The following is a 13,148-nucleotide window of genomic DNA, read 5'->3' as shown; positions in this document are numbered from 1 at the left end:
TGAACGTGCCCGTGGCGTGGCCCCCTCACGGTGCCGCCCGTCAGCGCCAGCCGAGGTCCCGGGCCACGTCGAGGACGGAGGCCACGACGTGGGCGCAGTAGTCGACGCCCAGCTGGTTGGGCACGGCGAGCAGGATGGTGTCGGCCGCCTCGATGGCCGCGTCCTGCGCCAGCTGTTCGACGAGGACGTCGGGTTCGGCGGCGTAGGTCTTGCCGAACGTGGCGCGGCCGCCGTCGATCATCCCGATCTGGTCGCGGCTGCGGCCTTCGAGCCCGAAGTAGTTGACGTCCTGCTGCGTGACCAGCGGGAAGATGCTGCGGCTGACCGAGACACGCGGTTCGCGCTGGTGGCCGGCGGCTGCCCAGGCGTCGCGGAACACCTGGATCTGTTCGGCCTGGAGCTCGTCGAACGCCTGGCCGGTGGCCTCCGTCACGAGGGTGGAGCTCATGAGGTTCATGCCTTCCGCTGCGGCCCACTGCGCCGTCGCGCGCGTGCCGGCTCCCCACCAGATGCGGTCCCTCAGGCCCTCCGAGTGCGGCTCGATGCGCAGCAGGCCGGGCGGGTTGGCGAACATCGGACGCGGGTTGGGCTCGGCGAAACCCTCGCCGGAGAGCACCTCGAGGAAGCGTGCGGTGTGGCGCCGGGCCATGTCGGCGTCGGACTCCCCCTCGCCTGGGGCGTGGCCGAACAGGCGGTAGCCCTCGATGACCTGCTCCGGCGATCCGCGGCTGATGCCGAGTTGGAGCCTGCCGCCGGAGATGAGGTCCGCGGCTCCGGCGTCCTCAGCCGTGTAGAGCGGGTTCTCGTAGCGCATGTCGATCACGCCGGTGCCGATCTCGATGCGGCTGGTCCTGGCGCCGATGGCCGCGAGCATGGGGAACGGCGACGCGAGCTGCCGGGCGAAGTGGTGCACCCGGTAGTAGGCGCCGTCGGCGCCCAACTCCTCGACGGCGACGGCGAGGTCGATGGACTGCAGCAGCACGTCGGACGCCGACCTCGTGGCTGATTGCGGATGCGGCGCCCAGTGGCCGAAGGACAGGAACCCGATGCGCTTCATGGAGCCATCATTGCCGCGTCCGCCGTCGGAGGGAACCCCCTTCGCTGGAAAACGGGTGGTGTCAGTCGCCGTCGGGGAGGATGCGGACGCAGCACCTGCCAGGTGCCGGGTCCAGGACGACGCGGGACTCGGCCACTCCCGCCACGCGCGCGGCGGCGGTGAGGAGGTCGAGGTTCATGCCGCAGACCATGGCGGTGTGGGACTGGGCCAGCCCGTGGAAGGGGCAGTTGCGCATGACGATGCTGCCGTCCTCCTCGACGGCGGGTCGGTAGCCCATGGCGTCGAGGGCCTGCTCGAGTCCGCCGTCGACCTCGAGGTCGGCACCGGCGCGCGCCGCCGTCGAGCGGAGGGCCTCGTTGATGGGCACGCCGTCGGCGGCCGACTGGGCCACGGCCCCTGCGAGGATGCGGGCGGCGAGCTCGTACTGTCGGCCCGGGATGGTGAAGGCGACCTCGACCTCGGCTGGGGCGTAGAGCTTCGTCGGGCGGCCCGAGCCGGGGCCGACGCGGCCGCTGAGGCGGCGGTAGCTGACGTCGAGGAGGCCCTCCTTGGCGAGCCGGTCGAGGTGGAAGGCGGCCGTGCCGCGTGCCAGGCCGAGCGCTTCCGAGGCGTCGTCGCGGCTCACGGGGCCGTCGGCGTCGAGCACGTAGTCGTACAGCGAGCGCCGCGTCGGATCTGCCAGTGCTGCCACCGCGCTGACCGGGTCTGCCTGCACGTCCTTCATGGATTCAAGCGTACTCTAAAACTAGAAACCATTGACTTAAGAAGTGCGCCGTATCTAAAATTGGGCATACCTACTTTTAGAAAGGTGTGGCCATGCTCACGCAAGCTGACACGGCAGTCCGTTCCGAGGTGCGCATCGGTAGCCAGCAGGCGTTCCTGCTCCTGCGCACGATCTTCACCGTCGCGCCCATCCTGTTCGGGCTCGACAAGTTCCTCAACCTGCTGACCGACTGGACGATGTACCTGGCGCCGCTGGCCACCGACATCGTGCCGGTGAGCCCGCAGGTGTTCATGTACGTGGTGGGCGTCGTCGAGATCATCGCCGGCATCCTCGTCGCCATCAACCCGAAGATCGGCTCGCTCGTCGTGGCCGCGTGGCTGTTGGGGATCATCGTGAACCTGTTGATCCTGGGCGGGTACTACGACGTGGCCCTGCGTGACTTCGGCCTGCTCGTCGGCGCGCTGGCCCTGAACCGCTTGTCGACGCGTCGTTGACCGACAGTCGGGCCCGGCGCATCGAGCCCCGCCGGGCCCGGCTTACGTCGTGATTTTCCACGGCGTTCAGTGTGTCGTCCACACCCTTGCACAGACTTGTCCACAGAGTTGTCCTCAGCTGTCGATAAGTTACCCGCCTGTAATTCGGGTCCCTCCTGACGCCTACCTTCGGGCCACCCGCGGGGCCACCTCCGCGACAGTTCTCCACATGGGCTGTGATGCGCTGATGTTATGATGCGCACATGCGTACCACGTTGGACATCGACGACACGGTCTTGGCGGCGGCACGCTCGCTGGCGCAGGCCCGCCGGACTTCGTTGGGTGAGGCCGTCTCGGAGCTGGCCCGACGGGGCTTGAACTCACCGGACCCACTCCGCGTCGACCTCACCTACAGCCCATTCCCGGTTGTGATCGGGGACGCAGAGATCCTGGTCACCGACGAACTGGTTGCGGAACATCGTGACGCCTGATTCGCGCGTCAGCCTCTTCGACGTCAACGCTCTCTTGGCGCTGGTGCTGACCACCCACCAGCATCATCGCGCTGCACATGCGTTCCTTGGACCGCTATCAGCATGGGCCACCACCCCGGTCACAGAGTCAGGCCTGGCCAGATTGCTCCTGAACCCCGCCATCACCGGGACGCGCTCGGGAGGCATCCCGGTCCTGTCGGCAATCGCCGGGCTCGCCGACGACCCGCGCTGGAGATTCCTGCCGGATGACACGAGGCTGAGCGAAACGACGCTCACCACCAACGTCCTCATGGGGCACAAGCAGGTGACTGACCTCCACCTGGCAAATGTGGCCGCGCGCCACGGAGCAAGACTGTGCACCTTCGACGCGTCGCTTCTCCAGTGGCTGGCACCAGCAGATCGTCAGCACGTGGAACTCATCCCCTCGTGATACGGCCCGCTTGCATCGTCGTTGACTGAGCGAGTGAATCGCCGATAGGTGCATCGGTGAGACTCCCTGGCGCGCACCAGACGATCCTTGCGCTGTGTGAGTTCACCGGGGAGTTCTTGAGCGGGACACCTGCCAGACCCACCGGGCCGAGAGGTGCGCTTGAGCGACGATGGGCACCGAGCTGGGCCCCTCCGTCGATGGGTAGGGTGGCTCGCAGAGGGCAGGGCTGACCCGGCCCGCCCGAGAAACCCTGCAGGAGACCTAGTCATGAGCTTTTATGGCTATCTTTCCGGAGAGATCCACACCGACTGGCGCGACGAGATCCAGCGCGGCGCCGAGGCCGCCGGGCTCGACATCGTCTTCACCGCACCCGTGACCGACCACCCCGCCAGCGACGCCGCCGGCGACCACCTGGGCGAGACCCCCAGCCAGTTCTGGCGCGACCACCAGTCCTCCAAGGTCAACGCCATCCGCACCCGCACCCTGATCCAGCAGGCCGACCTCGTCGTCGTGCGCTTCGGGGACCAGTACAAGCAGTGGAACGCGGCCTTCGACGCCGGGTACTGCGCCGCGCTCGGCAAGCCCTACCTGACGCTCCACGACGCCGACATCATCCACCCGCTCAAGGAGGTCGACGCCGAGGCCCAGGCCTGGTGCACCACCACCGACCAGGTGGTGGAGACCCTCCGCTACGTGCTCAAGGGCCAGACCCTTCCGGAGGCGGGCAGGAAACGCCTGTAGCACCAGTTGCTACACTGGTGTCATGAGTGAGCTCATCAGCCAACGCGAGCTGCGCAACGACAGCGGCCGGATCATGCGGGCGCTGGACGAGGGCCACAGCTTCGTCCTGACCCGCCACTCCGTTCCGGTGGGAGAGTTGAGGCCCCTGCGCCGCCTGCGGCTCGTCGACTCCCGGCTGGTGAGCGAGGTGTTCAGGGGCGCGCCCGCCGTGGATGCTGACAGGTTCAAGCGCGACCTCGACGCGTACGCCGACCAGGAGATGGAGCCTCGTGGCTGAGCGTCGCGAGGCGGGGCTCCTGGACACCTCGGTGGTCATCGATCTGGAGCGCCTCAGCCCCGACGCCCTGCCGCTCACCGTGGGGCTCTCAGCCATCACCATGGCTGAGCTGGCCGCTGGCCCCTCCGCCACTGACGATCCTGCGGAACGAGCGCGTCGACAGGACCGCCTCCAGCGCGCCGAGGCCGCCTTCGAGCCGATCGCGTTCGGCATCGAGGCGGCACGGGCGTATGGCCGCATCTACGCTGCGGTCGCGGCCTCGGGCAGGCAGCCGAGGCGGCGCCTCGCGGACCTGCTCATCGCCGCCACGGCCGTGGCGGAGGGCTTGCCGCTTGTCACCCGCAACGCGGCGGACTTCGCCGGCCTCGAGGACGTCGTCGAGATCATCACGGTGTGACGTCGGGTGGCCGTCACCCATTGACGCCGTCCAAGGTCAGCCAGGTGTCGATGCCCAGCTGATCCAGGAACCGCCGGTCGTGGCTCACCACCAGCAACGCACCGCGATACGCCGAGAGCGCGTCGACCAACGCCTGCGTGGTGCGCAGGTCGATGTTGTTGGTCGGCTCGTCGAGCACCAGCAACTGGTGCGGCGGCTCGGCCAGCAACAACCGCGCCAGCGCCACCCGGAACCGCTCGCCGCCTGACAGCGTCGCGACGGGGCGGTCCACGTCGTCGCCCCGCAACAGGAACCGCGCCAACTGGGCGCGCACCTCACCCGGAGGCGACTCCGGCGCGCTCGCCCGCACGTTCCCGACGGCGGAGTCGGCCTCGTCGAGCCCGTCGATGCGTTGCGGGAGGTAGCCGATCCGCTCGGTCAGCGGCACGGCGTACGCGTCCAGCTGGGCGCGCAGGCCGGCGTCGAACAGCGTGCTCAGCAGCCGCGTCTTGCCCGCACCGTTGGGCCCGGTGAGTGCCACCCGTTCCGGCCCTGCGACGGTGTGCACGCCGTCGTGACCAACCCCGCGCACGCCTCGGAGCTCCGCCAGCCGACGGGCCGCCCCGACGCCGGGGTCGGGCAACGCGATCCGCACCCGTTCGTCGACGCGCACGCGCGCCTCCTGCTCGACGACGGCGCCGCGGGCCGACTCCACGCGGTCGTCGAGCCCGTCACGCAGCTTGCCTGCTGAGACCTCGGCCTCGCCCCGGCGCAGGTTCATGATGATCTTGGGCCTGCGCTTGTTGGCGTAGTCCTTGTCGGCGTAGCGCTTGCGCCTGGCCAACTTGGTCTCCGCCTCCCGTCGCTGGCGCTGCTCGAGCTTGAGCCGCTGCTCGGCGGTGCGCAGCGCCTGCTGCGCCGCGTCCTGCTCCCGCTCGAGCGCCTCCGCGAACTCGGTGTACCCGCCACCGAAGACCGTGACGTCGCCCGCCCTCAGCTCGGCGGTGTCGTCCAAGAGGTCGAGCAGGCCGACGTCGTGGCTGGCCACCACCAGCGCCCCGCGCCACCCGGCGATCGCCGCGTACAACCGTTCCCGGGCGGCGCCGTCGAGGTTGTTGGTGGGCTCGTCGAGCAGCACGACGGGGGTCTCGGCCAGCCGCAGCCCCGTGAGCGCGACGAGCATCGCCTCACCGCCGGACAGCGTCCCGACCCGCCGGTCCAAGCCGATCCCGGCCAGCCCCATCGCAGCGAGTTCGGCGAGGGAACGGGCCTCGACGTCCCAGTCGTCGCCGAGGGTGTCGAAGGCGTGCTCGTCGACGGAACCGGCCTCGATCGCCTGCAACGCCGCCAGCTTCGGCCGCACGCCCAGCAGGGTCGCGACGTCCGATTCGACGGCGAGCGTCAGGTGCTGGGGCAGGTAGCCCACGGCACCCCTCGTCGTGATCTGGCCGGCCGTGGGTGCGAGTTCGCCGCGGATGAGGCGCAGCACGGTGGTCTTGCCTGCGCCGTTGTCGCCCACGAGGCCCGTGCGGCCGGGGCTGAACGCCGTCGAGACATGGTCGAGGACGGCCGAGCCATCGGGCCACGCGAAGGACGCGTCGGCAAAGGTGATGGAAGGATTGTGCATGGTCGGGATCTCCTGGGTCAGCTTCGGCGCTGATCCGGAGGCCCGACGGGGCCGTCTACGGACTCAGCGCAGGGTGGGGGCTGAGGAGGTGTTCCACACGATGCACGCTCCAGGAGTCGACGACAGGTCGGCCACGAGGGCCGTCATCAGGGTACGCGGGGCCGCTGCGCAAGGCAACCCCCTGCGGGCCTGCCGGCCGGGGCATTGTTTCGCCATTGGACAAGTTCGGCGGGCCAGAGTTGACTTGAGCGGTGCACCGCAACCGCCCCCGCAACCCCATGATCGCGACCCTCGTCGGCCTCCGCGGCAACGGCCGCGCGTCGGTCTACACCGAGCCCATGTGGGGCCTGTCGATGATGCTGGTGCTGCCCTACGCGTCGGTCTACATGCTGGCGCTGGGGGTGCACGACGCCCAGATCGGCCTGCTGGCCACCATCTCCATGCTGTCGCAGGTGGTGTTCGGCCTCCTCAGCGGCGTCATCACCGACAAGCTGGGCCGCCGGGTCACCACGGCGGTGTTCGACATCATCGCCTGGGTGATCCCCTGCCTGGTGTGGGCGCTGGCGCAGAACTTCTGGTGGTTCCTGATCGCGTCGGTCATCAACGGCGCCTGGCAGGTGACCCAGAACTCGTGGGACTGCCTGCTGGTGGAGGACGTCGACCGCGCCGAGATCCCCAAGGTCTACTCGCTGGTCAAGGTGGCGGCGGAGTTCTCCGCGCTGTTCGCCCCCATCGCCGCCGTGCTGGTGATGAACCTGGGCCTCGAGCACGCCGTCCGGATCCTGTACGTCAACGCGTTCGTGATCATGGCGCTGAAGGTGTGGCTGCTGTACCGCTACACCACGGAGACCGCGACGGGGCGCGTGCGCATGCAACAGACCCGCGGGGTCAGCATGTGGAAGCTCCTGTCCGAGTACCGAGGGGTGCTCGGGCTGATCGTCCGGTCGAAGGGCACCATCTTCTCGCTGTGCGTGGCCGCAGTCGTCGGCGCCGTCGCCCTGGTCAACGGCACGTTCTGGCAGGTCGTGATCAACAAGGAACTGGGCGTGCCGGACGCGTTGCTGCCGTTCTTCCCGATGATCCGCTCGCTGCTGTCGGTGCTGTTCTTCTTCACGATCATCCCTCGGTTGACGCATGCGAAGCACCTCAAGTCGCCGACGCTGATCGGGTTCGGGGTCTACCTCGCCGGCCAGCTCCTGCTGGTGGGCATCCCCTCCCCGGAGGGCGCCGCCGTCGCCTCGACGTACGCGCTGCTCGCGCTGTGCCTGCTGCTCGACGCCTTCGGCGCGGGCATCCTGTTCATGCTGGCGGAGTCGCTGGTCGCACTGCACGTCGACCGGCACGAGCGCTCCCGCGTGATGGCCATCCAGCGCACCGCGGTGATGCTGGTCACGGCCCCGTTCGGGTGGATCAGCGGGTGGCTCTCCGGCATGGACCGCGACTGGCCGTTCCTCCTCACCTCGACGCTCCTGGTCCTCGGGCTGGTGGTGGCGGCGCGGTTCTGGGTGACCACCCATGAGGAACACACCCCCGCGGAGTCGCTGCCCGGCTGAGGGCGGGCGGCGTGCCGCGTGCGGCGTCAGCCGCCGAGGATCGCGACGATCTCCGAGTAGCCGCGACGACGGGCGTGCTCCAGCGCGGTGACCCCGTCGTCGTCCGGGATGGAGGTGTCGACGCCGGCGTCCACCAGGATCTGGACCACCTGCTGGTGGCGGGGGCCGCCGTCGCCCAGGATGACCGCCTCGAGCAGGGCGGTCCAGCCCAGGTCGTTGACGTGGTCGAGGTCGACTCCGGTGCCCACCACCCACTGCATGTACTCGACGTGCCCGCGCTCGCCGGCAGGGATCGGCGACAGGCCGCCGAAGCGGTTGCGGATCGTGAGGTCCGGGTGGGCAAGCAGGAGGGTCTTGCCCATCTCCACACTGCCGGTGACACCCGTGACCAGCCAGGGCGTGTCGCTGCGGTTGTCGAGCGCGTCGGGGTTGGCGCCCAGCGCCACCAGGACGCGGGCCACCTCGACGTGGTCGTTGGCGGAGGCGAGCAGCAACGGGGTGCGCTGGCGCTCGTCGCGGGCCTCCAGGTCGGCGCCCGCGCGGATGGCCACGACGGCGGCGTCGGCATCGCCGTCGGCGGCGGCCTGCAGCAACGTGCCGTCGGGGTCTGCCGGGGACTGGCCGTTGAGGGCGGCCGTGAGCGCGGCCTCCTGGCCGGCGTGCCCGCGCTGCTCGACCTTCTGCAGCGGGGTGAGCCCCTGCTGGCCGGAGGGTCGGTCCAGCTGCACGCCGCCGGCGGCGAGGACGCGCACGGTGGTGACGTAGTCGGGGGTGTCCTCCCCCAGCCAGATGGATTCGTGGATGGCCTGGTACCCGATGCGGTTGACGTGGTCACGGTCGATGCCCGCCTCGAGCAGCTTGCCGACGACCAGCCAGTGGCCCCGCTCGGCGGCCCGGATGAGGCCGGTGCCGTTCCACGAATCCTTGTCGTCGATGAGGGCGCCGTTGACCAGGGTGAGGTCGAGCAGGTCGCCGTAGCCCTCGCTGGTGGCCACGAGGTACGCCGACTGCTGCGTGCTGTCCTTGGCGTTGACGTCAGCGCCCTGCAGGACGAGTTCGCGGGCCTTGGCCACGTCGTTGGCCCACGCGGCGTCGCGGAGCAGCTGGTCGAGCTCCTCCTGCGGCGTGGCCGGTGCCGCCGGACTGGGGCTCGCCGACGGGGCCGCGCTCGTCGTCGCTGACGGGCTCGGCTCCGCCGCCGTTGGCGAGGGGCTGGCCGCAGAGGCGGACGCGGACGGGGCGGGCGATGGCGACGCCGGTGCGCTCGGGGTCTCGTCGGCCCCACGCTCAGGCTCGGGCGTGCAGGCGGCAAGGCCCATCACCAAAGCGCCGACCATCAGTAGCCGCAGTCCCATGCTCACTCCTCGTTCGTTGACGGTTCAACGGCAATCGTAGGTTTCCCCATGCCCCCGTACCCATCGGCCGATCGGCTAGGGAATGGCACCCGGGAGTGGCACGCCGGGAGGTGGGACCGTCGGGCTAGTTGGGCTGGGACTCCTCGATGATCCCCTTGAGGCGGTGGAGGTCTTCGGCCACGAGTTGGCAGTCGCGCTCGAACTGCTCATCGCTGAGGTCGAGCTGCCGGACGGTGAAGATGACCTCGGCGCCCAGCGGGTGGGCGACGACCCGCATGGGGTTGTGGACCACCTCGCCCGAGGGCAGGGTCACGTCGTGGTCGAGGACTCCGTACTCGTTCCATTCCGCGAACAGCACCTGCACGCGGCCCATCGGGGAATCGACGACGACCGCCCCCTCCCGGTGCTCGACCTTGGCCTCGGCCAGACCCGCCGCCCAGGACGGCAGGTTGTCCAGGTTTGCGGCGTATTCGTAGACGCGCAGCGGCGGCGCCTCGATGACACAACTCACATGGCGACTCTGCATGCCCCAGCCTCTCACCTCCGCGGTGATTATCTCTACGGCATCAGAGTGAGAGATGTGGATAATCCACACCTGACCCCTTCTTGGCGTAGCGATAAATCCGGGAGGTCACAAGAGGATCAGAATGGGTCTTGACATACAACCGAATGGTTGTAGATTTGGGTCATGGGAGAGACGGACGAGGATCGTGCAGACGCGCTGTTCCACGCGCTCTCGGACCGGACCCGGCGCGACATCCTGCGCCGCGTCCTCACCGGGGAGCATTCCGTCTCCGCCCTGGCGGAGAAGTACGACATGAGCTTCGCCGCCGTGCAGAAACACGTCGCCGTGCTGGAACGCGCGGGCCTCATCACCAAGCGCCGCCAAGGGCGCGAGGCCCTCGCAAGTGGTGACGTGGAGGCTGTGAGGTCTGTCGCCTCCATGCTCGATGAGCTGGAGGACATCTGGCGCGGACGCGTGGCGCGGATCGACGACCTCCTCCAGCAGTACCCAGGCACCCACTGACCGTCCACGAGGAGGACACCATGCCTGTCACCGACATCACACGCAATCTCGACGAGCGCAAGCTCACCCTCACCGCAGAGTTCGCCGCACCGGTCGAGCGACTGTGGCAGGTCTACGCAGACCCCCGCCAGCTCGAGCGCGTCTGGGGCCCTCCCGGCTACCCCGCCACGTTCGTCGACCACAGCCTCACGCCCGGCGGCCGCATGAACTACTACATGCAGGGGCCCGACGGCGAGCGTTACCACGGCTACTGGGACATCCAGGAGGTCAATGACGGCCAGAGCTTCCGCTTCCTCGACGGCTTCGCCAAGGAGGACTTCACGCCCGACGAGAACCTGCCCGTCGGGGAGAACACGTTCCGCTTCGAGTCCATCGACGGCGGCTCGCGCCTGATCGCCACCACCACCTATGCCTCGGCCGAGGATTTCCAGACCGTGCTGGACATGGGCATGGAGGAGGGCGCCACGCAGGCGGTCAACCAGATCGACGGCCTGGTGGCAGCCGCCTGAGCAACCGGGACGGGAGGGTGTCGCCCTACCCCCAAGGGGGATGCGGCACCCTCCCCGCCCTTGTCAGGGTGGAGCATGAGCACAGACGACCTTGCCCCGGAGAACTTCGTGGACCCCGACGCCGACAACGACCTCGTCGCGCAACAGATCGACGACGCCGCCCGAGAGCACCGCGAGGTGCTCCGCGAGGACCTCAGCACGCAGGACCTCATCGACAACGGTGAGGATGCCGCAGACATGACGCCCGACAACCTGGAGCGCCCCGTCGACGACGCCCTGCACGTCGACGAGCCTGGGGAAGAGACCATCGAGGCGCGTATCGCCCAGGAGGAGCCGGAGGCCTGACCTGGCGCGGCTCTGGATTCGGGTCTTCCCATGCCCCGGTCAGCGCTAGCGTGGTGGTCATGACCGCCGATCGCCCCAGCGTCCTGTTCATCTGCGTCTCGAACGCAGGCAAGTCCCAGATGGCCGAAGCCCTCATGCGCGCCCGCGTGGGCGACTCGGCACAGATCACCTCGGCCGGCACCCATCCGAAGGGCGCCGTCAACCAGCAGTCTGCCGCTTCGGTGGCCCGCGCCGGAGCCAGCATGGACGGCGCCATCAGCAAGGCCATCGACGACGACACCCTGCGCACCGCCGACCGCGTGATCATCCTCGGCCGCGACGCCGAGGTCCAACCCGTCGCCGGCATGAAGGCCGACATCGAGCGGTGGGACACCGTCGAACCCTCCGAGCAGGGCGTCGAGGGCGACCAGCGGATGGACCTCATCCGCGACGACATCCAGCGGCGCGTCGACCGACTGGCTTCCGAACTCCTCGGATAGCGCAATCCAGTGGCTGGCCTGAACCGAGAGTCGGAGGACCTGCACCGCATCGCGATGGAGCTGACCGCCATCTCGCAGAGCGCGCTGGCCTACTGCACCGACCGCTTCGACATCGAGCGCTTCCACCGCGTCGCGGAGATCGGGCGCGACCTCCTGCAACTGGTCTCGCGCGACGAGCTGCCGCCCTTCAGCCGGGAGGTCGCCTCGACGGCGGGGTACACCACGCCGAAGATCGACGTGCGCGGTGCCGTGTTCGACGACGACGGCCGCGTGCTGCTGGTGCGCGAGATCCTCGACGACGACCTCTGGACCCTGCCCGGCGGGTGGTGCGACATCGGTGAGACGCCACGCGGCTCGATCGAGCGCGAGGTCCTCGAGGAGGCGGGCGTGGCCGTCAGGGCGAGGCACCTCGCCGCCGTCCTCGACCGCGGGGTCTGGGGCCACCAACCGCCCCTCGACCACCACTGCTACAAGATGTTGTTCGTCTGCGATGCCCTCGCCCCCGTCGACCTGGCGTACCGCAGTGACGAGACCAGCGAGCTGGGGTGGTTCGCCGTCGACGACCTGCCTGAGCTGTCCACCTCGCGGATCCTGCCGGAGCAGATCGCGCTCCTGCACCGCCACTGGGAGAACCCCGGCCCAGCGGAGTTGGACGAGGCGTGAGGGGCAGCCGATTCCTCGAGACCGAGCCCGTCGGGCGGCTCTACGAGTGGTTCGCCACCGAGACCGCCGCCACGTCCCCCACGTGGGAGGCGCTGTCGCGGTGGATCGCGCGGACGCCGGAGGTACACAGTCGCCTCGATGACCTCCCGGGCCAGGCGCGGCAACCCAACCGCTTCCTAGCGGCGCTGCGGTTCCTCGGCGGCCCGACGGAGCCGGGAGCCGCGTTCGTCGCGTGGCTCGACGACAACTGGGCGGAGGTCGAGCGCATCGTCCTCAGCCGCACGACCCAGACGAACGAGCCGGGGCGGTGCGCCGTCGTCGCCCCGGTGCTGGCTTCCCTCCCCCAGCCGATCGCGTTGGTGGAACTCGGCGCCTCTGCGGGGCTGTGTCTACTCCCGGACCGCTACGCGTACTCCCACGACGGCGACCCCATCCGCTCGGCGGCCGCAGCACCCGACGCCCCGGAGTTCCCCTGCCGCGTCACCGGCGCACCACCCGGCGACCCGCGGGAGCTCACCGTCGCCGCCCGCGCCGGCGTCGACCTCAACCCGCTGGACCCCACGGATCCCGACACCCGCCGCTGGCTGCGGGCCCTGGTCTGGCCCGGGGAGGAGGATCGTGAGGAGCGACTGGCGGCGGCCCTGCATGTCGCCGCCGAGGTCCGGCCGCGGATCACCAGGGCGGACCTGACGCAGGACCCGGCGACGGTGATCTCGGCCGCCGTCGACACCGTCCGCCAACAGGCGCCCTCTGCCACGCCCGTGATCGTCCACTCCGCGTTCCTGGCCTATCTCTCCCGCGACGACAGGCAGGCCGTCGTCGACGCGATCCGCGGCTCCGGCGCCCACTGGGTCTCGATGGAGGGCCCGCGCGTGGTGCCGGGCCTCGACCCGTCGTCGTTGGGCCCCATGCCGGAGGCCGCGAGCTTCCTGATCGCCCTCGACGGCGAGCCCCTCGGCTGGGCGCAGGCGCACGGGCGCTCCGTCCACTGGGGTGCTCCGTGAGCCCCCAGCCCAACCCA

Annotated in this window: 18 protein-coding genes; 13 read left to right on the top strand and 5 right to left on the bottom strand. The window is 69.7% G+C overall.

All coding sequences use genetic code 11. The annotated features are described in order from the left end of the window. Positions 1–40 precede the first annotated feature (40 nt). Positions 41–1,057 (bottom strand): LLM class flavin-dependent oxidoreductase, encoded by a 1,017-nt coding sequence (locus ABEA30_RS00165; protein ID WP_345577191.1) that lies wholly within the window; start codon positions 1,055–1,057, stop codon positions 41–43. 61 nt (positions 1,058–1,118) lie between these two features. Next, positions 1,119–1,781 (bottom strand): helix-turn-helix transcriptional regulator, encoded by a 663-nt coding sequence (locus ABEA30_RS00160; RefSeq protein ID WP_345577188.1) that lies wholly within the window; start codon positions 1,779–1,781, stop codon positions 1,119–1,121. A 92-nt stretch (positions 1,782–1,873) separates the two neighbouring features. Between ABEA30_RS00160 and ABEA30_RS00155 the strand changes: the two genes are divergently transcribed. From ABEA30_RS00155 to ABEA30_RS00130, 6 genes are all read left to right on the top strand, one after another. Then, positions 1,874–2,275 (top strand): hypothetical protein, encoded by a 402-nt coding sequence (locus ABEA30_RS00155; protein WP_345577185.1) that lies wholly within the window; start codon positions 1,874–1,876, stop codon positions 2,273–2,275. A 242-nt stretch (positions 2,276–2,517) separates the two neighbouring features. Next, positions 2,518–2,745 (top strand): DUF2191 domain-containing protein, encoded by a 228-nt coding sequence (locus ABEA30_RS00150; RefSeq protein WP_345577182.1) that lies wholly within the window; start codon positions 2,518–2,520, stop codon positions 2,743–2,745. Then, a complete protein-coding gene (locus ABEA30_RS00145) occupies positions 2,723–3,175 on the top strand; it encodes a TA system VapC family ribonuclease toxin (protein ID WP_345577179.1) in 453 nt (150 codons plus the stop codon). The genes ABEA30_RS00150 and ABEA30_RS00145 overlap by 23 nt, the downstream gene beginning before the upstream one ends. Positions 3,176–3,442: 267 nt before the next feature. Further along, the gene (locus ABEA30_RS00140) at positions 3,443–3,916 is read left to right on the top strand and encodes a YtoQ family protein (protein ID WP_345577176.1); all 474 of its coding nucleotides are present in this window, start codon (positions 3,443–3,445) and stop codon (positions 3,914–3,916) included. A 22-nt stretch (positions 3,917–3,938) separates the two neighbouring features. Continuing rightward, a complete protein-coding gene (locus tag ABEA30_RS00135; protein ID WP_345577173.1) occupies positions 3,939–4,193 on the top strand; it encodes a prevent-host-death protein in 255 nt (84 codons plus the stop codon). Continuing rightward, entirely contained in the window at positions 4,186–4,590 is a 405-nt protein-coding gene (locus ABEA30_RS00130; RefSeq protein WP_345577171.1) for a type II toxin-antitoxin system VapC family toxin, read from the top strand. The genes ABEA30_RS00135 and ABEA30_RS00130 overlap by 8 nt, the downstream gene beginning before the upstream one ends. Before the next feature lie 13 nt (positions 4,591–4,603). On the opposite strand, the gene ABEA30_RS00125 is transcribed toward ABEA30_RS00130, so the two are convergent. Continuing rightward, a complete protein-coding gene (locus ABEA30_RS00125; protein ID WP_345577169.1) occupies positions 4,604–6,196 on the bottom strand; it encodes an ABC-F family ATP-binding cassette domain-containing protein in 1,593 nt (530 codons plus the stop codon). A gap of 251 nt (positions 6,197–6,447) precedes the next feature. Here ABEA30_RS00125 and ABEA30_RS00120 point away from each other — a divergent pair, with 251 nt between their 5' ends. Continuing rightward, entirely contained in the window at positions 6,448–7,749 is a 1,302-nt protein-coding gene (locus tag ABEA30_RS00120; RefSeq protein WP_345577167.1) for an MFS transporter, read from the top strand. A gap of 26 nt (positions 7,750–7,775) precedes the next feature. Here ABEA30_RS00120 and ABEA30_RS00115 read toward each other — a convergent pair whose 3' ends face one another. Both ABEA30_RS00115 and ABEA30_RS00110 read right to left on the bottom strand, forming a co-directional pair. Next, a complete protein-coding gene (locus ABEA30_RS00115; protein WP_345577164.1) occupies positions 7,776–9,104 on the bottom strand; it encodes an ankyrin repeat domain-containing protein in 1,329 nt (442 codons plus the stop codon). Between the two features lie 124 nt (positions 9,105–9,228). Further along, positions 9,229–9,630, bottom strand: a complete 402-nt coding sequence (locus tag ABEA30_RS00110; protein ID WP_345577161.1) for an SRPBCC family protein — start codon at positions 9,628–9,630, stop codon at positions 9,229–9,231. Positions 9,631–9,792: 162 nt separating this feature from the next. Here ABEA30_RS00110 and ABEA30_RS00105 point away from each other — a divergent pair, with 162 nt between their 5' ends. The 6 genes from ABEA30_RS00105 to ABEA30_RS00080 all read left to right on the top strand — a co-directional run bounded on the left by ABEA30_RS00105 (position 9,793) and on the right by ABEA30_RS00080 (position 13,131). Beyond that, complete coding sequence (locus ABEA30_RS00105) at positions 9,793–10,131, top strand: ArsR/SmtB family transcription factor (RefSeq protein WP_345577158.1); 339 nt, start codon at positions 9,793–9,795, stop codon at positions 10,129–10,131. Between the two features lie 20 nt (positions 10,132–10,151). Then, positions 10,152–10,640, top strand: coding sequence for an SRPBCC family protein (locus tag ABEA30_RS00100; RefSeq protein ID WP_345577155.1), 489 nt, complete (start codon positions 10,152–10,154; stop codon positions 10,638–10,640). 75 nt (positions 10,641–10,715) lie between these two features. Beyond that, complete coding sequence (locus ABEA30_RS00095; RefSeq protein WP_345577152.1) at positions 10,716–10,985, top strand: hypothetical protein; 270 nt, start codon at positions 10,716–10,718, stop codon at positions 10,983–10,985. A gap of 59 nt (positions 10,986–11,044) precedes the next feature. Continuing rightward, positions 11,045–11,464 (top strand): arsenate-mycothiol transferase ArsC, encoded by a 420-nt coding sequence (locus ABEA30_RS00090; protein ID WP_345577149.1) that lies wholly within the window; start codon positions 11,045–11,047, stop codon positions 11,462–11,464. Between the two features lie 9 nt (positions 11,465–11,473). Beyond that, on the top strand, positions 11,474–12,127 hold the full coding sequence (locus ABEA30_RS00085; protein WP_345577146.1) for an NUDIX hydrolase N-terminal domain-containing protein: 654 nt from the start codon (positions 11,474–11,476) through the stop codon (positions 12,125–12,127). Further along, positions 12,124–13,131: a DUF2332 domain-containing protein gene (locus ABEA30_RS00080; RefSeq protein WP_345577144.1), complete on the top strand. Its 1,008-nt coding sequence runs from the start codon at positions 12,124–12,126 to the stop codon at positions 13,129–13,131. The genes ABEA30_RS00085 and ABEA30_RS00080 overlap by 4 nt, the downstream gene beginning before the upstream one ends. Positions 13,132–13,148 lie beyond the last annotated feature (17 nt).

This window comes from Tessaracoccus lubricantis (assembly GCF_039544535.1).
GTDB lineage: Bacteria > Actinomycetota > Actinomycetes > Propionibacteriales > Propionibacteriaceae > Arachnia > Arachnia lubricantis.
The sequence above is the reverse complement of the archived record's forward strand: the minus strand, read 5'-3'. Positions and strand labels throughout refer to the sequence as shown.